Here is a 19,169-nt window from a genome sequence, read left to right on the forward strand (position 1 = left end):
CGTTCGCTTACAGATTCCACTGAACCGACAGCAACAGGGTGTCATTGTGTCGATAGGGGTAGAGCTGATCGCTCGCCGCACGGGCCGAGTAGTCGACCAAGGACGCCCCCAGGCTGAGCCGGTCCGACAGGGTCCAGTCCGCCGACAGGCGCAACACCTCGCCTTCGCCCCCGGGCAGGCGCACGGCCTGGCCGGTCAGGGCCAGGCGTTCGTTGAGCAGGGTGTAGTGCACCCGCGCGCTGGCGCCGGTCTGCCACTGATCCTGGGCGAGTTCGGCGCTGTGATCCCGGGTGTAGCTTTCGCTCAGTTCCAGGGTCAGGGTCAGGTCGCGGATGCCCGCGTACTCGGCGGAGACCATGGCGCGCCACTGGTCGTGCTCGGGCCAGCGCCCGGTCGGGTCCTCGGGCATCAGCGGCAGCTTGCGGTGCAGGGCCTGCTCCGTGCGCAGTACCCAGGCGCCCCGGGTGGTCTGCAGGGCCAGTCCGGCCACCTGTTGGCGCCAGGGCGCCAGCTCAATCACCGTTTCGTCTCCCTCCTGGCGCTGAACATGGGGGTAGCGGTCGACGCTGTTCACCTCCGCCAGTAGCCACTGCATGTCCCACCCGGGCCTTTGGGTCTGCCAGCGCAGGGCCCAGCCGACGTCGTGGCGCCGGCGCATGTGGAGCGTGGGTGTGTCGGCATCGCGCCAAGCCAGGTAGGGATCAAATTCATCGCCAGCCGCGGGCAGGCGGTCCGGGGGCGTTTCCGGCAATAGCACCAGGTCCAGGCGTCCACCCCAGGTGGCGCGCACTGCCGGCACCGGTTGGCGCAGGTCGTCCAGCTCCTCCTGGCCGGGCCAGCGCTGATCCCGGCGGGACAGGACATCGGTGACCCGCAGGCTTTCCGCCTCACCCCAGGCGAGGGTCTGGTAACCCCCCAGCAGCCACCAGTCACCGGATTCCCAGGACAGGTAGCTGTCCGAGATTTCCGCGCGCCAGCGGCGCTGACTGGATTGTTCATCGGTAAAGTCGTACCCGGACCAGAGGCCGGCGCTGTTCATGTCCGGCAGCCAGTCCTGGGTAAGGGTACCGGACAGACGCGCACGCCAGGGGCCGCGACGCCAGTCCCATTGACTGTAGACTTCGGTCTCCACCCGGGTCAGGTCGGCGCCGTCCCGGGCTACCGGTGCGGCGGGCGCCCGGTAGCCGTAGCCGATGCGTTGGTTCAACCAACCCCGGTGACGCCAGGGGGAATCGTCCGATGCCGGTTCGGCCGAGGCCCGGGTTTCCACCGTGCCGAAAAAATCATCGGCGCGCGCGGGCAGGGCGACGAGAATCAACAAACCAAGGAGCCATGCACGTGCCATTTACAATCCCCGCTGCATTGCCTGAGTGGTAAACAGACTTTCGTCGGTGTCCTCGTTGTAAACCACCTCGCTGAACTCAAAGACGCTGGCGTGCTCCCGTTCGCCGTTGCGGGTGGTGATCATCTGCAGGCGCATGGCTGTCCAGATGCCATCGATTTCTTTCAGCTCTGTGGCGCTGAAAAATTTGATGCGGTTGCCCCGCGTGACCCAGATTTTTCCCTGCACCTGCACAAAGTTATCCTTGCGAATCCAGAGGTGAGATTTCTCATACCCGGTTTCCTCCTGCACCCTGTCGGCGAATGCCGGTTTGGGTGTGGACTGGATCAGCCAGGCCGGTTCGCCGCCGACTTCGGCGTCGGCATCAAGCAGTTCGTAGTCGTACCAGTCGATGGTCACGCCGTTGATGTCCGAGTAGCTGAAGTCACTGCCCATAAATGAGCCGGATCGATCGCCGGAGGCTACCCGCCGCACTTGCCTGAGCGCGGGCAGGTAGAGCCAGGAGTCGTCACTGCGGTCGTCGTCGTAGTCGTAGTTCATGTAGCTGGTGCCGGCAACGTCGGACGGCGATCGGAAAAACACAATGGATTTTTCCATATCGTCTTGCTCGAGCGAGTACAGGCGCAGATCCCGCACTCGTTCCCGATCCCGGCGATCAATCAGGATCAGTTTGGCATCGGCGCGCGATGACTCGCCGGTGTAGCGTTGGTCCATTTTCCTGACGATGTCATAGGCGCTGAGCTCATCGGCTACAGCGGCGGTCAGGGGAGTCGACAGCAGTACAAGGGTGAATGCCAAACGTTGCAAAGTGTTCATACGCGTTGTGCCTCCAGCGTTGTGAGTTCCGATTCGGTGAGGTTCCTGTCGGCTTTCCGGCCATCGATCCAGTAGAGCAGGGCGGGCAGAAAAATCAGATCGCCCAGCAGGGCCAGGGCCATGATGGTGGCGGCAAACAGGCCGGTGTAGATGTAGGGGATAAAGGAGCCCAGTAACATGACACTGAAGCCGCTCACCAACACCAGGGAAGTGAACACCACGGCGCGACCGGATTCGGTCATGGCCCGGGTGATGGCGGCGTGGGTGTTGGCCCCGAGGCGGCGTGCCAACAGGTAGCGGTTCATCACGTGAATGGCATCGTCCACGGCAATGCCCATGGTCATGGCGCCCACGATCAGGGTGCCCAGGTTGAGGTTGATGCCGAGCACCACCAGGAGCGCACCGGTCATCAGGATGGGCACAACGCTGGGAATCAGCGCAATCAATCCGTATTTGATCGAGCGGAACAGCACCATAAAGCTGGCGCCGATGATGATCAGTGCGATCAGAAAGGAGCGCACCATGCCGGCATTGATATAGGCATCCTGAGCGTTGTACATGACCAGGCTGCCGGTCTTGTCCACCGCCAGATCCGGGTGGTGTTGCGCCAGGTGTGTGTCTATCCGGGCTAGCAGTGCGTGGGTCTCACTCGCCGACATATTGCGAATGGGAACTGCTACCCGCAGGTAGCGTTCGTAGAAATCTTTGGCGTCGGTCAGGTCTTCCTCCGGCCCGGTGTTGTCGTACAGCAACAGAAATTGCGCGGCCATTTCCGGTGAGTCCGGCAGTTGATACCACTGGGGGTCGTCGTTCTGCAGGGCCTGATGGATTTCTTTGTGAACGTCTATCAACGAGTTGATGGCACCGGCTTCCGGCTGTTGTGCGAGCCAGGCTTGCAGCCTGTCCACGTCTTCAAGAAAGTCGGGGTTGTGAATGCCGCCCTCCTCGCCGCTGTCGATGACAAAGTCGATATTATCAATACCGTTGTAGTGTCGGTCGAAGTACGCCAAGTCGGCGCGGGTGGGGTTGTCCTGCTTGAAATAGGTAATGAAGTTGGAGTCCACGTTCAACCGGGGAATCAGCGCCAGGCTGATGGCCAGGAGTGCGCCGCCCAGGAGCGTCAGCGGCCGGGACCAGCGTCGGGTGAATGCCGGCAGGCGTAGCGTCAGGCGGGCGATCAGACCGCTGTCCACGGCCCGGGCGGTACGCGCCGAAAAGGCCGAGACAAAGGAGAGCAGGGCGGGAAGTAGCGTCATGGCCAGGACGAACAGCGTCAGCGCACCGATGGCGCCCAGCCAGGCAAAGTGCCGAACCGGCACCAGTTCGGTGATGCCCAGCGCGAGAAAGCCGGCGGCGGTGGTCAGGGCCGTGTAGAAGGCCGGTGTCCACAGGTGCTCAACAGCGCTGGTGGCGGCGGCCTTGGGATCCTGGCCGGCGTGGCGGAAGTGGTAGAACTCCACCAGCACATGCACGGAAATGCCGACGCCGATAATGATCAGCGCCGGCACCAGAGCTGATTCCACCACCGTGTGGGGCCATCCCAGAAGGCCCTGTAGGCCACTGACCCAGAGGATGCCGGTGCCGATCACTGCCCAGGGCAGAAGCATGCCGCTGAACGAACGGAAGCTGGCGAAGAGGATGGCGAGCATGATCAGCGCCATGGTGGGATTGATCCAGCGTTGATCCCGCTTGGTCAGTACTTCGAACTGCTCGGTGAATACCGGCTGCCCACTCAGGCGCAGGGGGTAGCCCCGGGCGTCAAAATCCTGCGCGGCGATATGTTCGCGCACGGCGCTCATCAGGCTCATTTTGATGTCGCTGGCGCCCACCTCATAGCGGACCCGTGCCACCACCTGGGTGTGGAGCAGGTCCTCGGTGATCAGCGAGCCCATGGCCATGGCCTCGTGGGGAATCTGCTCCCGGGCGCTGGCCAGGCTGTGCGGATCACCGGGATCTTCAATCAGTGGATCGGTGGCGAGCATGCCGTCGCCGGAATGGGTGTATTCGTACTTGGAGAGCGAGCGTACCTGGGTAACTTCCGGCCGGTTTTCCAGAAACCGGGTCAGGTTGTCGACCACGGCCAGTGTCTCGGGGGTGAACACATCCGGCTGCCCGCGCGGGGCTTCTATGCCGATGGAGAGGTATTCGACGTCACCAAACAGATCCAGCAACTGGTCAAAGGCCGCCAGATTGGGGTCGCCTTTAACAAAATAGCTCTCGTTGGAATTGTCGTAACCGATATTCTGCGCTGGCAGCAACGCCAGTCCGGCGAGCAGGGCGGACTGGCCGAGTACCAGCCAGCGGCCCCGAATAACGCTCCGTGCCCAAAAGTGAATGAACTGCTTCATAGGAGTCTCCTTTCATCAAGCGAAGCAATATTAACCCTGTTAAGTTTACAGTGTAAAGTTTTTGTGTGATTGTCGAGCGTCATCCACGCTAAAGCTTTCCTCCGCGGGAAGGTCAAGAGTGTTTGTCGGCGGGCAGGGGGGCCAGCGAAGCGGTCGCGAGTCGGTTGGCGAGGTATTTCAGGGGCGCTTTGGCAGTGCCAGGACCACCAGCAGGTAGCTAACGCAAAACCACCGGGGCATGTGCGTCATTGGGAGCCGAGTCATTTGATACCCAGTGGCTCTGACCCCTTGGGTTTTTCCAGCGCGCGGTTCAGGGGTAAGAGCTCTTCGCTGTAACGCTGGGCGGTGGCATCCTTGAAGTCGACGCGGGCGTCGCCGTCGATGAAATCCCGGGCAAGTTTTTCCAGGACGCTTTGCCATTCGCCCAGCTGTTCATCCCAGTCGGTGCTTGGCGGGTGGAGGCCGGGCAGGGGACTCTGGAGGTCGCCCAGGCCGATCCATTGCAGGGCCTTGGGGTTGAGTTGTGCGAAGGCGATGGCGTGCACGTCGGTGCCCTGGGTGACGGCGTAGAGTGGCAGTTGCGGCTCGTCCGGGCGTTCGCTGTGCCATTGTTTGGCGGACAGTGAAGCGCCGGTTTTGTAGTCGATCAGCAGCAGTTCGCCGTTGGGCAGGCGGTCGATGCGGTCGATGATGAGCTTGAGTTTGAGGCCCGCAAATTCCACGACGTCGATCTTCTCTGTTGCGATCACTTCAAACGCCGGACGTTCCCGCTCCAGTGCCATCCAGCGGCCAATAATACGTTGCAGCCGTTCCTGCTCCAACGCGCAATACACCGGCCCCAGCTCGCGCGGGCGGCGCTGTTGTACGGTTTGAACGCTGGCCGCCGTGGCGGTGCGAATCATGTCTGCAAGCGTGTCGTCGTCGGTGCCCGCCAGGGTGTCGGAGTTGCGCAGTTGCGTCCACAGGGTGGCGAGCACTTCGTGCAGAATGCTACCGCGTTCGGCGGGCGAGAGCCCAGCGACCGGTGGGTCCGGTTGGCGCGCGCCGAGGCGCAATTGGGCGAAGGCGTTGAAGGGGCAGGCGGCCTGTTGTTTGAACAGGCTGCTGCCGCCCGGCGCTTTATCGCTGCTGATAAAGCGCGGCCCGTTGGCGGTGGGGACAGCTTCGAGCTCTTGGGCCTCGGCCAAGGCCTGTTGGTAGCGCTCAAAGGCGCTGCTGTGTTCGCCCAGTAGCTCGACCATGGGTGTTTCCGGCAGTGCGCGAATCAGTGGGCTGGGCGTGGCGTCGCCCTGATCGTCGCCGTGGGGGGAGCTCACAATCACGTCGGTTGCACACCGGCGGTAGTTGTCGGTCAGGCTGCGGGCGAAGGTGAGTTCGCGCTCGGCGGTGGCGTGGGGCATCTGCTCCCGGCGTTGCAGATCGAGCGGCAACAGCGGGTTGGGCGCCGGCACCGGCGGCCATTGGCGATGGTGCAGACCGAGCACCCAGCAGTGGCTGAAGCGCAGGCCAGCGCCTTCGAGTACACCGAGAATCTGGATCGGTGAGTCGGGCGTCTGCGCCTGAAAAGGCGTCTGACCGGCCAGCTGTGCGAGCTGGCGCAGTGCCTGACTGAGGGTCAGATCGCTGCCGGTGGCATCGAGTCCGGCAAAGGTCTCCAGCAGTTCGTACCAGAGCCCCAGTTGTTGGTATTCCTGACTGTCCGGGCGGCGGCTGCCGGGCCAGCCGAGCAACGTCAGGTGGTGCGTGAATGCGCTGGCCCAGTAACGGGCGCTGGCACTGCGGGGCAGGCGGTGGCGTTGTTCGTCGATGTGTTGTAGGCGGCGCGCCAGATCCGTAGCCATCGGCGCTGCATCCTCGGGGGAGAGCGCTTCGGACAGCCGTTGCGCGTGATAGCGCAGGTCGCTGCCGCTGATCTCAAATTTGCCCAGATCGCGCAGGCGACTGGTGAGCGCGGTGCGCAGGGTCAGCTCGGCGTCGGCGTCGCTCCAGAAGAGCGAGTGCATCAGGCTGCATATGTGCGCCAGGGGCCAGTGGTCTTTGAGCAAGCCGAGCAGACCGAGGGCGCTGTGAATCAGCGCGGTGTTGCCGAGCGGGACACCGGCGGAAAAGTTGAACGGCAAGGTATAGCGGGGCACATCCGGGAGCGCGGCGGCGGGCTCGAAGACCTCGCAAAAAATGCGTTCGATCTGATCGCGCCGTTGACCCAGGTCGGGCACGATGATGCCGATGCTGGCCTCTGGTTGGCGTTGCAGTTGTTCCAGGGCCCAGAGGGCGGCGGCGCGGACTTCGCTGTCGCTGTCCGGGGCGCTGGTGCGCCGACACTGGTTGTCCGGTGCGCCGGCATCGCGATGTTCGATCTGTTGTGCGCTGGCCTGTTCAAGGATTGCCTGGTGCAGCGGCGGTAAGTCGTCAAAGCCCACCAGGTGCAGGATCGGGTAAGTGGGCAGGGTGCCGTCGGCAAAGGCGTCACCGACGATGGCTTGGGCCGTTTGCGGGGTGATCATGCCGCGCAGCTGCAGACGCTTTTCGAAGGCGTCGAGCCAGTTGAGGAAGCACTGGGTATTGCTGTTGATAAAGCTGTCGTCGCGCAGGCTCTTGGGGTCGATACGCCAGAGTTGCAGGCTGGTCAGGGCGGCGTCCGCCTGCTGCGCGAGCGGCTCCGGTTGCAGTAAGCCCTGGGTGTCCGGGCTGTCGGCGATGATCTGTTCCCAGATGAGTTGGCGTTGGTGACGGGTGGCAATGATGCCGGTGCAGCCCGGGTAGCCCCGTTCGAGCAGTTGTTGCCAGTGGTTTTCCAGCCAGCGGTTGAGGGGCGCAAGGCGCGGCGCACGCCAGGCGGACAGGCCCCGCGCTTGTTGGTGCTGGTTCCAACTGGCGAGGATGTGCCGACGCAGGCGGTCGTTCGCGGTCACGATCTCGGCGCCCTGTTCGAGGGCCGGTTGCAGGTCGGTGATGTCGAAAAGCGCCGTGGGCATGGTTGTGTGTGTCCGGTGTTGAGTTTTTGGTTGGGTGCCGCGGGTTTTGAATTCTCTGCCTCAGGTGTCGGATTACGCCCTGCGGGCTAATCCGACCTACTGGAGACGCCGTGCCAGTGTTCGGCGCTTGGTGCACTTCTGTCGGATTACGGCTTCGCCTAATCCGACCTACTGGAAGCAGCGTGCCAATGTACGAGTAGGTCGGATTAGCGCAGCGTAATCCGACACCTGAGGCACCCAAACCGGAACAATACAATCCGACAATAAGGCACCCAACCTGATCAATGCCATCCTACCTCGACGTAATCCACATGCTCAAACCCAAACGCTGCCAGGGCCGGCTTAAGGGGCTCGATACCGGCATCCTCCCGGGTAAACAGCGCCACCTGCTGCACCGGTGTGCTGCCCGGATTCAGCCCCAGCTGCTCCACCCAATAACCGGTGCGCCGGGCGATGGCTTCGCCCGAGTCGATCAGGGTCACACCCCCGGGGAGGTTAGCGGCAATCTGCTCGCGCAACAGCGGAAAATGGGTGCAGGCGAGCACCAGGGTGTCCATCAGGGGGCCTCGAGGGTGCTCCCGGAACGGCGCCAGAATTGTCTGAATCGCGGCGTGACCGGGTATCTGCCCGCGCAATTGCTGTTCGGCCAGGGTCACCAACTCGCTACTGCCTACGGAAATCACGGTGCACTCACTGGCGAAGCTCTCGATCAGCTCACGGGTGTAGGCCCGGCTGACGGTGCCCGGCGTTGCCAGCAGCCCGATCACCCGGCTTTGACTGCGCTCGGCGGCGGGCTTGATGGCGGGCACCACGCCCACAATGGGTTGGCTGAAGTGTGCCCGAATGTGGGGCAGGGCCAGGGTGCTGGCGCTGTTGCAGGCGACCACGACGATATCGGCGGGGTAGTGTGCCAAAAGCGCCTTGAGCACGGCGTCCACGCGGCTGACCAGCTCATCTTCGGTTTTGGTGCCGTAGGGGAAGGCGGCGTTGTCCGAGGCATAGATCAGATCGCAACCCGGCAGGCGTGCGCGCACTTCGCGCGCGATACTGAGGCCGCCGACACCGGAGTCAAAAATGAGGATGCGCGGGTTGCGCGGCTCGCTGGTCATGCCCGGGTCCTGCTGGCTCCTTTTATTTGATGCTAGAATGAGCGGCATTGTAGCAGCCGCGCCTGAGCGGTGTGAATTTTCCGGTAATAGGGATCGACGTTTGTTGACTGAATGGCTTTATCTTCTGGTGTTTGCGGGCGGTTTGCTCGCGGGGGGCGGTGCGCTGGCGCTGATCAACCGGCGGCGGGTCGAGGACGCGGTGCTCAAGCGCACCCGTGAACTGGAGGCGGCGAACCAACAGGCGGTCAACGATTGGGCGCTGGAGCGCTCGCGCCTGGAGCACGAACAGCGCTCGGCCGAGAGTCAGGCAGCGCGTTTGCGTGAGGAGCTGACCCAGGCTCAGGGCGAGTATCGCGCGCTTCAGGGCCAGCACAGCGACAGTCGCCAGGAAGTGGCGACCTACAAGACCCGCCTGGAAGAGCAAGGCCAGCGCTTTCAGGAACAGTTGGCGACTCTGCGCGATGCGCGCGCGGAGTTGACCAAGGACTTTGAGAATGTCGCCAACAAGATTTTTGAACACAAACAGCAACAGTTTTCCCAGAGCAGCAAGAGCCTGCTGGAAACCACCCTCGACCCGCTCAAAACCCAGTTGACGGACTTTCGGCGCAAGGTGGAGGAGGTCTACGAAAAGGAAAACGCCGAGCGCAACCGGCTGTCCGGGCAGGTGCAAGAGCTGCAGAAGCAGGCGCAGAAAATTGGCGAGGATGCGGTCAATCTCGCCCAGGCGCTCAAGGGCAATACCAAGAGCCAGGGTAACTGGGGCGAGGTGGTGCTGGAACGGCTGCTGGAGCAGTCGGGCCTGCAGAAGGGGCGCGAGTACGACACCCAGGTGAGCCTGTCGGACGAAGCGGGGCGCAGGCGCATGCCCGATGTGATTGTGCGCCTGCCCGAGGAAAAGGACATCATCATCGACGCCAAGGTGTCGTTGGTGGATTACGAGAAGTTCTGTTCGAGCGATGACGCGGCCGAACGCGAGCAGTATCTGAACCAGCACGTGCAGTCCATGCGCGCCCATATCAAGGGCTTGAATATCAAGGGTTACGAGAAGCTTGAGGGCGTGCGCACCCTCGATTTCGTATTTATCTTTGTGCCCATTGAAGCGGCTTTTATGCTGGCATTGCAGCATGATCCGGAGTTGTACCGGGAGGCTTACGACCGGCATATTATTCTGGCGAGCCCGACCACGCTGTTGGCAATTTTGCGTACGGTGGAGAATATCTGGCGTTACGAGAAGCAGAACCGCAACGCTGAAAAAATTGCCCGGACGGCGGGCGGTTTGCACGACCAGTTTGTGTTGGTGTTGGAGTCGTTGGAAACGGTAGGGACCCAGATTGACAAGGCGCGGGATGCTTATGATCTGGCCCACAAACGTTTGCGCACCGGCAAGGGCAACGTATTCAAACGCGTGGATGATTTGCGCAAGTTGGGCGCCAAGACCAAAAAGTCGTTGGGTCGGGAGCGGCTGGATGTGGCCGACGATATCGACGATGAGGTGTTGTTGATTGACGGGCAGGATGACGACGATGGCGAGGGTTCATCGGCCTGAAGGGGTTGGGTGCCTCATTGTCGGATTACGCTGCGCTAATCCGACCTACTCGAACAATGGCACGGTTTATCCGGCATGAACAATGGCACGGTGTTTCCAGTAGGTCGGATTAGCCCGCAGGGCGTAATCCGACAGAAATGCACCAAACCCCAAACAACGGCACGGAGTCTCCAGTAGGTCGGATTAGCCGAAGGCGTAATCCGACACCTGAGGCACCGAACCGGCCCTATGCCGGGTGTAATCCGACACCTGCGGCACCGCGTATCTAATTGTATTCACAAAGAGAGGTAACATGACCTTAACCACCACACTGATCATTCTGGCTGTCATCATTATCCTGGCGCTTGCGGGCGTTGCCGGGTGGCTGCATTACAAATTGCACCGGCAAAACCAGCAGCATCAAGCGGTTCAGGAACAGCAGGCGAAGGCGGGGCGCGAGCAGCGGGCGCGGGTGAATCAGAGTATCCAGATTCTCGCTCGGGCGGTCGGTAACGATGAGGAGCTGACGCTCACCGAGGCGAGCATTCGCATCAGTGTGTTGCTCGACAGTCTGGGTGTGGAAGATCCGGTGCGCGAGGAGTTTTCGGCGTTTTATCAGTTGACCGAAGCCACCAGCCACATTCCGTTTCTGGAGGGTTGGAAGCAGTTGAGCCGGCAGGAACAGGTTCAATATGACCGCGAGCGTGAAACCCAGGAAACCCAGTACCGCGAGTTTGTGTTGGAAGCGGCAGAGCGGATTCAGGGACGGGATTTTTAGCGGGATAGATGCCGTTGTTTTGGGATTGGTGCATTTCTGTCGGATTACGCCCTGCGGGCTAATCCGACCTACTGGAGACTCCGTGCCATTGTTCGAGTAGGTCGGACTAGCGCAGCGTAATCCGACAATGGCGCACCGATGTCGATCAGTGAGGCGCCCAAACCGATCAACGTGTCATTGTTTTCCCTCAATATAACTCGACGACGACCCGAAAACCGATATTGGAACGTGCGTTGTCGACGCTCTCGCCTCGGCGCACGTGGGACATCAACGCATCGGTGCCGCTGTTGAGTCCACCGCCGCGCACTACCCGGTGCGAACAGGCCTCTTCATTCACCGCGCTGCCATCGCGCGGCGCGTTCAGGAAGTGATCCCGGTAACAATCCTGTACCCACTCCCCGAGGTTGCCCGCGGTGTCGTAGACGCCAAACGGGTTGGGCGGGTAGCTGCCCACCGGTGCGCTGCGGCTGGCGAAAAAGCCGGCGTGATCGCTGTCGCAGCCGCGCCGGCAGTTGGCGCGTCCGCGCGCATCTTCGGCGTCATCACCCCACCAGAACAGCGTTTGTGTGCCTGCGCGTGCCGCGTACTCCCACTCAGCCTCGGTGGCCAGGCGGTATCGGCGCCCGGTACGCTCGGCGAGCCAGGCGGCGTAGGCGCTGGCATCGCTCCAGCTGACATTGATGACCGGTCGGCTGCCGTGACCCCAGCGGTTGTCACTCGGCAAGCCGCGCTCTGTGTCTTCGGCAAAGCGGGCGTAGTCTGCAAAAGTGATTTCATATTGGCTGATGGCAAAGGGCTCCTCGAAACGCACCTCGCGCTCTGGACTGGTGTGGGTGGTGCGGGCACTGCCCATGGTGAATTGCCCGGCGGGGATGATCACCATCTCCGGTCCCTGGCCGCCGCTGTCCAGGGCATTAAAAAAGGTGGTGCCCGGGCGCGGTGTGCGCCGCAGGTCCACGCTTAACTCGAGCGGTTCGCGTGTCAGCTCGACCCAGCGGGTGTGGGTGTCGTAACCCGCGTGACTCACTTCAATATGGTAGCGCCCGGGGAGCAATTCGATGCCCGGGTAATAGGGCGGACGAATATTCAGAATCCGGATGCGGGCGTTTTCCGGTTGCGGGTTGACCGTCAACGGAAAGCGCGGGGGTAGCGGGACCGATTCCTCGTCTGGTTCGGCGGCTGTCTCGGCCTGTGCGGTAACGTCAAAGGTCTCCACCGACACGTCGAGGTCATCTTCGGGCGCCGTCAATTCGACAATGGGCGCCTGGGGCACCCAAGGCGCCTCGGATTCGGTGGGCGTCCGCCGGGTGAGACGCTGTATCAGGGCGCCGGTACTGTTTCCTGCCTGAATCAGTGTTGTAGGCAATTCGCCTTGCCCGGGTAGCCTGTCCTGAAAAATCGCCAAGCTTAGGGCGCTCCAGACTGCTCCCAGAATCAGCACTGACACCAACAGTCGAGCCGGCAGGCGCAGGCTGCGAGGTCGCATGGGGCGGAAGTGTGCGGCGGTCTGAACACGGGTGGCCACGAGGGTAGGCCACTGCTCGCCGGTCACGGCCCGGCCGGTGATTTCGGTGACGTTCACCAGTGGACGGCGGTAGATGCCGCGCTGAGGTGTCCAGCGCCAGGCACTGAGCCACTGCCATACCGCCTGGCTCGCCTTGCCCAGCTGAATTCGGATCGCGATGTAGCTGGCGGATAGTAGGGCCTTGAACAGCGAGAGTATCTGGACCTGGGTTGGATCGCCGGTGGGCGTGGCCATTCCGGGCAGGCTTTTGCCCAACAGGTCGTCGATGGCCGCCACCACCTGCCGGCCGCGCTGAAAGCGCTTGTGCGGATCTTTGGCGAGCAGCTGGTTGAGCAGTTTCTGGTAACGGCCGTAATGGGGCGGCAGCTTGGGAATAGGCGCGGTCAGGTGTTTGATCGCAATGGCCACGGCATCGTCGGCGTGAAAGGGCACGCTGCCGGTGAGCATTTCGTAGAACACTACGCCCAGGCTGTAGATGTCGGCGCGCCCGTCCAGGGTTTTGCCCCGGGTCTGTTCCGGGCTCATGTAGTGGGGCGTGCCGACAACACTGCCGGCATTGGTCATGCGCGAGGCGCTGCTGATGGCCTTGGCGACACCAAAGTCGGTGACCACGGCGGAGCCGTCTTCGCGGAACAGGATGTTTTCCGGTTTGATATCCCGGTGGATATAGCCTTTGTCGTGGGCATGATCGAGCGCCGCCGCCACTTCCCGGATGATGCGCAGCACGTCCGGCGGACTCAGACCCTCGACCATTTTGTCGTGTGCCGAGCCACCGGGCAGGTAATCCATGGCGATGTAGTTGAGGTTTTCGTGGCAGCCGATATCGTAGATGGACACGATATTGGGGTGCGAGAGCTGGCCGACGATATTGGCCTCGCGCTGAAAGCGCTCGCTGAACACCGGGTCGCGGTTGAGCACCGGCGACATGACTTTGAGTGCAACCTCGCGCCCGACGCTGAGCTGAATGGCCAGGTAAACGGTGGACATGCCGCCCTGGGCGACTTTGCGAATGATGCGATAACCGGGAATCTGCATGGCGTCAGCTCCCGATCCAGTAAAGGGCCAGCCCGAGGCACAACAAGGCCAGGGCACTCAGGCCCAGGTCCAGATAGCGCTGCCCGGTGATGGGAGGCAGCCACTGCCAGAGGCTGCTCGCCAGGCTGCGCCGGTAGCGCGGGGACTGGACGATCTGCAGGGTGATGTTGTCCCGCCCACCCTTGGCCAGGGCGGCGCCCATGAGTTTGTCGACCGCGGCTTTCGGGCTGCGACTGGCGCACAGGATTTCGGCCATTTCCCGGTCGTCGAGTTCGTCGGTCAGGCCATCACTGCACAGGAGAATCCATTGGTTCTCCCGCCATTCGCCCGCGACCTGATCGACATCGATGGGTTGGAGGGCAAACCCCAGGCACTGGGTGATGATGTTTTTTTGCGGGTGGTGTTGGGCTTCGTCGCTGTCGATCGCGCCCGAGTCGACCAGCTTCTGGACGTGGGAGTGGTCGTGGGTGAGGCGTTCAAGTTGACCGCCGTCTTCCCCCCGGCTCCACAGATAAGCCCGGCTATCGCCGACCCAGAAGACCCGGTAGTCAGTGCGCGTGCTGGTCAGGAGGACCAGGGTGGAACCCATGCCCGGCGCGCCTTCACCGGCGTCGACGGCTGTGAGAATGGCGCGGTGTGCGGCGTGGATACGGGCTTCGAGTTGGTTGCTGCCGATGGCGCCGGCGCGCTCGCGAAAGCTGTCACGGACGATGGCGCTGGCCACTTCACCGGCTTCGTGGCCACCCATGCCGTCGGCCACCAGCCACAGGCCGTGGTCGGGCTCACTCAGGTAGGTGTCCTCGTTGTTATCGCGCGCCAGTCCCGAGTTGGTGGCGGCGCTGTAGGTGTATAGCCGTTTTGCCATTTTTATGGGCAGAGTCCGTTTTTTAAGTGAGTCGGATGGCGTCCGGTGCCGGATTTTGGGTTCGGTGCCTCATCGTCGGATTACGCCCTTCGGGCTAATCCGACCTACTGTAGACACCGTGCCATCGTTTTGGGTTGGGTGCCGCTTTGTCGGATTACGCCCTGCGGGCTAATCCGACCTACTGTAGACACCGTGCCATTGTTTTGGGTTGGGTGCCGCTTTGTCGGATTACGCCTGAGGCTAATCCGACCTACTGTAAACACCGTGCCATTGTCCGAGTAGGTCGGATTAGCCGAAGGCGTAATCCGACACCTGAGGCACCGCCATCGCCTAACAGGGTGTTCTTGTCCGCCCGGAATCTTACCCGATTATTCCGCAAAAGAACCACGATTCAGCGCAGATTCTGACGTCATAAACTGCGAATATCCAACCCCAACCCGGTCAGGGCCGCTTTCTGGCCGCTGTGCGTCACCACCGCAATACTGGCCTGTTCGGGCTTCAGGTAGGTCTCTGCTACCCGGCGCAGATCGGCCTGGGTCACGCGCAACACGCCTTCGCGGAAGCGCTCACGCCGCGCGCGGGTGCGCTGGAACAACTCAGCATGGAAGGTCTTTTTGGCTTCGCCGGCCGGGGAGGCGGGTTTATCGATGCTGCTGATCACCCCCAGGATGGCCTCTTCCACGGCCTGCCAGTCCAGGGACTCCCCCAGCAGCCAGTCGATGGCCCGGTCGAAGTCGTCCAGCGTTTCGCTCAGGCGCGGGTCACGGTAGGAGAAGAAACGGAAGGCTGCGATATTGCTGTCCTGACTGGCACCGCCGCCGTAGGCACCGCCCTGTTCGCGAATCGCCCGATGGAGGAAGCCGTTGCGCAGCACGCCGCCGAGCACGCTCAGGGCGGGCGCGTCCGGGAGGTCGCCGGGGACGGTGGGGTAGGCCTTGGCGCAGAAGTTGACCTGGGTGTTGGTCAACCAGCCTTCGCGCACCTGTTCATGGACCGGGTCCAGGGCAAAGCGGTCGAAGCCGTTGGCGGGGCTTTGTGCCTGCCAGCGAGCGGCGAGGCTCTGGCTGTGGGCCTCCAGCGTGGCGGCTTCGCCCACCAGCAGGAACTGCTTGGGCGCGGCCTGTACCCGCCGGTGAATTTCGGCAAAGCCCTCCGCCAGCTGGGCCAGGGCGCTGCGCTCGCTCAGGTTGTCGTCGAGTTTTTTCAGCGCGGCAATGCCCGCCAGACCGCCCAGCTCGTGACTCAGACGTGCGGCCGGGGCCAAACCGGCACTGGCGGCACCCATGGCCAGGCCGTGCCCGCCGCCGGTGATGCTCTGCTCGCGCCGGGCCCGGGTCTGGGCCATGAGTTCGCGGATGCGGTCGAGTTCGTCAAAGCGGACGTCGTGTAGGGTGGCGTGAATCAGGTCGTCCATGGCGTCCTGTTGGCGGCTCAGGGCTTTTGATGACAGGGTCATATAGGCATCGATCGCCTGAACGTCGTCCGGCGCCCCGCGCACGGCAGTGGCGGCGCTGAGCGCGCCCACGGTGCTGGCTTGCCAGCGTTGGGTGGCGAGGTAGTCCTTGGCGCCAATCCCCAGCTCGGTCAGGCAATGGTTGTAGAACGGCAGCAGGGCGCGCAACTCGGGCTCCAGCGCAGGCAGCTTGCAGATCACCTGTTGATAGGCCAGGCCGTTGGTGCCGGCGGTATAGCGGCTGGTGGGATAGCCGTTGATCGCGGTCTGTTCGCCGGGGGTGTAGTGCAGTTGCGCCGGGATATCCTCAAGGCCCACTTTGGGCAGAATGCTGTCGTCGTCCTTGCGGTTCTGGCGCGCATCCAGCGCCTCGGCGCGCTCGATGATGCGCTGCTTGTCGGCATCGCTCAGGGTCGCCTTGATGGCGGCCAGACGGTCCTGTTCGGCCTGGTCGCGGTGGGCGTTGAAGTGGGTATCCGGGCGCAGGGTCAGCCGTATCCGGTGGGGGTTGTCGAGCAGCAGCTCGCGGGTGAGACGCTGGATGTAGTCCGGATCCTCGACCTTGGCGCGCAGGCTTGCCAGGGCGCTGTCCAGGTCCAGGATGGCCAGGGTATCGCCCCGATGGGTGGCAGCGGTAAGGCCGGTCATGATCAGGTGCAGGCCATAGGGGAAGCCGTCGCCGGTGATTTCCCGCTGTTGCAGTTCGAGCTGGTGCAGGGCAGCTTCCACCAGATCGGCGGGTACCCCTTCGTCGGCGACCTTCTGCAGCGTGCCCAGGATCAGCTGTTCGATCGCATCGGCGTCCTCTTTCCGGCAGCCTTCCAGGCCGCAGACAAAAGCCATCTCATACTGGGAGTCGTCCATGCCGCACAGGGGCGAGGGCGCCTGGCCCAGATCGCTGGTTTCCAGGACCTGCAGCAGCGGTGAGGCGCTGTTGTCGAGGAGCACGTTGGCCAGCAGCTGGGCGGCCAGGTTGCCTTCCAGATCCGTGGACTTGCCCAGCAGCCAGCCCATGACCAGATGGCTTTTGCGCGCCGGGTCTTCGCCCTCGTCCAGCGGGTACGCTTCTTCGACGTAGACCGGGGCGTGGTAGCGCTTCTCTTCGGTAACGCCGATCTGGTGATCGAGGGCGTCGAAGCGGTGCAGGGCGTGAGCTTCGAACTTGGCCTGATGCTCGGCGGCGGGAATGTCGCCGTAGGTCATGAAGATGGCGTTGCTCGGGTGGTAGTGGGTTTTGTAAAAAGCCACCAGTTGGTCGTAGGTGAGGTCCGGGATGTGCTCCGGCTCGCCGCCACTGTTGTAGTGGTAGGTGCTGTTGGGGTAGAGGTATTTGCTCAGGACCTGCCACAGTTGTGAGCTCACGGAACTCATGGCGCCTTTCATTTCGTTGTAGACCACGCCTTTGAACACCAGTGGGCTGTCCGGGTTGCCGGGCTCGGCAAAGTCGACCCGATGGCCTTCCTGGGCGAAGTCCAGTTCGTCCAGTTTGGAAAAGAAGACCGCGTCCAGGTAGACGTCGAGCAGGTTGTCGAAGTCTTTGCGGTTCTGGCTGGCAAAGGGGTAGGCGGTCCAGTCAGAGCTGGTAAAGGCGTTCATAAAGGTGTTGAGCGAGCGGCGGATCATCATGAAGAAGGGATCGCGCACTGGGTATTTTTCGCTCCCGCACAGGGCAGTGTGTTCGAGGATGTGAGCCACGCCGGTGTGGTCGTGGGGCACGGTGCGCAGCGCCACCAGAAAGACGTTTTCATCGTTGTCCGCCGCCAGGTGAATGTGCTGGGCGCCGGTTTTTTTGTGGCGGTATTCTTCGACGGTGAGGTTGAGGGCGTCGAGGCGTTGGCTGCGGAGGTGTTCGAAGGCGTTGTGGGTCATAGTGTCTCTTGGTTGTCTGCGTTGTTGGTGTCGTTTCGTGTGTTCGTCGCGATCGGTCATGGCGATCACCGGGGCCAGGGCGGCGGACACGGTGAACCCCTCCCTGGGGCTCTGCACGCCCATCCCGGGCGTGACGGTCCGCCACCCTGGCCCCGGTGATCGCCTTCGCGATGGTTGGGTGCCATATTGTCGGATTACGCGCTGCGCGCTAATCCGACCTACTCGCACACTGGCACCCTGTTTCCAGTAGGTCGGATTAGCGGAGCGTAATCCGACAAAGCGCACCCAATGCCCGTTAGGGGGACATCGTCCCCAGTAGGTCGGATTAGCCCAGAGGGCGTAATCCGACAATGAGGCACCCTAGGTTTCCGAGGCGCCACCAAACCCGAATCCCGCCAAGCGGGCCATGTAATCCTCAAACCGGTCCAGCAAAGGCGTGTAATCCACCGCGCCTTGTTCCAAAAGAGAGAGAGCGTAACAACTTGCCTCCAAAGTGGAAAGCTGATTCGGCTGGTGCGCCTTGCGGATGCGGTAGCGCGAGGGCGGGGTGTGCTCGAGGCTGAGCCGGGGCAGTCGTCCTAGCGCCGGGTTGAGGTGCAAGAGTTTGCGGCTTTTGCGCCAGGTGGCATCGAGCACCACCAGGCGGAGATGGGCGGCGTCTTGTCGGATTACGCCCTCTGGGCTAATCCGACCTACGGGGGACGGGGTGCCAGTGTTGGGGTTGGATGCGGGTTGTCGGATTACGCCCTGCGGGCTAATCCGACCTACTGGAAACAGGGTGCCAGTGTGCGAGTAGGTCGGATTAGCCGAAGGCGTAATCCGACAGGGTGCGCCGATGTTTGAGTAGGTCGGATTAGCGCGCAGCGCGTAATCCGACACTGAGGCACCCAAACCATCCAATCCTTCCGGTTCGCCCGGATAAAGGAGCACGCTGGTTTTCCCGTCGCGCTCAAGGTGCCCGGCGAGCGCGTCCGGGTCGAAGGCTTCTCCCACCAGTACTTCACTGTGCGCCAGACTCAGGTGCAGCAGGGCGGCGGTGTTTTTCGCCTGGCGAGTCTCCAGCGGGTGCTGGATGATCAGCAACTCCACCTTATTGGCCGCTGAGGTAATCCAGTCGCACAGGCAGGTTTTGGCGGGGCGCTCGCAGCGCGGGCAGAGGGCGCGACTCACCCGGCCACGGCCTCGGCGGTGGGCATGTCGGCCGTCCCGGGTTGGGTCGGGCGCGGACGGCTGGCAATCAGGGTGTTTTTCTGTGCGCGGCTCAGTTTCTTGATGGCGGCTTCCCGCTGGCTGGCGCTGCTCCGGTCGTGGCCGGTTTCCAGGTAGCACAGCTGCGCTGGCGTCCGCCCGCGAAAATAGCGTGCGCCGGCCTTACCCCGGGTGTGCTCGCGCCAGCGCCGCTCGATGTCGGTGGTGATACCGGTGTAGAGCTGATTGTCGCTGCTGAGAATGATGTAAACCTGCCACTCGTGACTCATGGCCGAAGCTTACCATAGCTTGTGTGGGTGCGGACCTTTGGGGATAATCCG

At 62.6% G+C, this 19,169-nt stretch carries 12 protein-coding genes; 2 read left to right on the plus strand and 10 right to left on the minus strand.

Annotation, left to right across the window (positions count from 1 at the left end):
* Positions 1–7 precede the first annotated feature (7 nt).
* The 5 genes from DKW72_RS02940 to murI all read right to left on the minus strand — a co-directional run bounded on the left by DKW72_RS02940 (position 8) and on the right by murI (position 8,590).
* Positions 8–1,345: a DUF1302 family protein gene (locus DKW72_RS02940; RefSeq protein ID WP_111640799.1), complete on the minus strand. Its 1,338-nt coding sequence runs from the start codon at positions 1,343–1,345 to the stop codon at positions 8–10.
* Positions 1,346–2,158, minus strand: a complete 813-nt coding sequence (locus tag DKW72_RS02945; protein WP_111640800.1) for an outer membrane lipoprotein-sorting protein — start codon at positions 2,156–2,158, stop codon at positions 1,346–1,348.
* Positions 2,155–4,506: an efflux RND transporter permease subunit gene (locus tag DKW72_RS02950; protein WP_111640801.1), complete on the minus strand. Its 2,352-nt coding sequence runs from the start codon at positions 4,504–4,506 to the stop codon at positions 2,155–2,157. Before DKW72_RS02950 ends, DKW72_RS02945 begins: the two co-directional genes overlap by 4 nt.
* A gap of 260 nt (positions 4,507–4,766) precedes the next feature.
* Positions 4,767–7,481: a PD-(D/E)XK nuclease family protein gene (locus DKW72_RS02955; RefSeq protein WP_111640802.1), complete on the minus strand. Its 2,715-nt coding sequence runs from the start codon at positions 7,479–7,481 to the stop codon at positions 4,767–4,769.
* 281 nt (positions 7,482–7,762) lie between these two features.
* Positions 7,763–8,590 carry a glutamate racemase gene (gene murI / locus DKW72_RS02960; protein ID WP_111640803.1) on the minus strand — a complete coding sequence of 276 codons (828 nt, stop codon included), beginning with the start codon at positions 8,588–8,590 and terminating at the stop codon, positions 7,763–7,765.
* Between the two features lie 100 nt (positions 8,591–8,690).
* On the opposite strand from murI, the gene rmuC reads away from it, so the two are divergent.
* Both rmuC and DKW72_RS02970 read left to right on the plus strand, forming a co-directional pair.
* Positions 8,691–10,136, plus strand: a complete 1,446-nt coding sequence (rmuC, locus tag DKW72_RS02965) for a DNA recombination protein RmuC (RefSeq protein WP_232522292.1) — start codon at positions 8,691–8,693, stop codon at positions 10,134–10,136.
* 292 nt (positions 10,137–10,428) lie between these two features.
* On the plus strand, positions 10,429–10,893 hold the full coding sequence (locus DKW72_RS02970; protein WP_111640805.1) for a DUF2489 domain-containing protein: 465 nt from the start codon (positions 10,429–10,431) through the stop codon (positions 10,891–10,893).
* Between the two features lie 187 nt (positions 10,894–11,080).
* Here the strand turns inward: DKW72_RS02970 and DKW72_RS02975 are convergent, their stop codons facing one another.
* The 5 genes from DKW72_RS02975 to DKW72_RS02995 all read right to left on the minus strand — a co-directional run bounded on the left by DKW72_RS02975 (position 11,081) and on the right by DKW72_RS02995 (position 19,118).
* Complete coding sequence (locus DKW72_RS02975; RefSeq protein ID WP_111640806.1) at positions 11,081–13,453, minus strand: bifunctional serine/threonine-protein kinase/formylglycine-generating enzyme family protein; 2,373 nt, start codon at positions 13,451–13,453, stop codon at positions 11,081–11,083.
* A 4-nt stretch (positions 13,454–13,457) separates the two neighbouring features.
* On the minus strand, positions 13,458–14,318 hold the full coding sequence (locus tag DKW72_RS02980) for a PP2C family protein-serine/threonine phosphatase (protein ID WP_111640807.1): 861 nt from the start codon (positions 14,316–14,318) through the stop codon (positions 13,458–13,460).
* A gap of 409 nt (positions 14,319–14,727) precedes the next feature.
* Entirely contained in the window at positions 14,728–17,640 is a 2,913-nt protein-coding gene (locus tag DKW72_RS02985; RefSeq protein WP_111640808.1) for an insulinase family protein, read from the minus strand.
* A gap of 360 nt (positions 17,641–18,000) precedes the next feature.
* Positions 18,001–18,810, minus strand: coding sequence for a tRNA-uridine aminocarboxypropyltransferase (locus DKW72_RS02990; RefSeq protein ID WP_157960378.1), 810 nt, complete (start codon positions 18,808–18,810; stop codon positions 18,001–18,003).
* A complete protein-coding gene (locus DKW72_RS02995) occupies positions 18,807–19,118 on the minus strand; it encodes a GIY-YIG nuclease family protein (RefSeq protein WP_111640810.1) in 312 nt (103 codons plus the stop codon). Before DKW72_RS02995 ends, DKW72_RS02990 begins: the two co-directional genes overlap by 4 nt.
* Positions 19,119–19,169: the final 51 nt, after the last annotated feature.

Source organism: Marinimicrobium alkaliphilum (assembly GCF_003259155.1).
In the GTDB taxonomy this organism is placed as follows: domain Bacteria; phylum Pseudomonadota; class Gammaproteobacteria; order Pseudomonadales; family Cellvibrionaceae; genus Marinimicrobium_A; species Marinimicrobium_A alkaliphilum.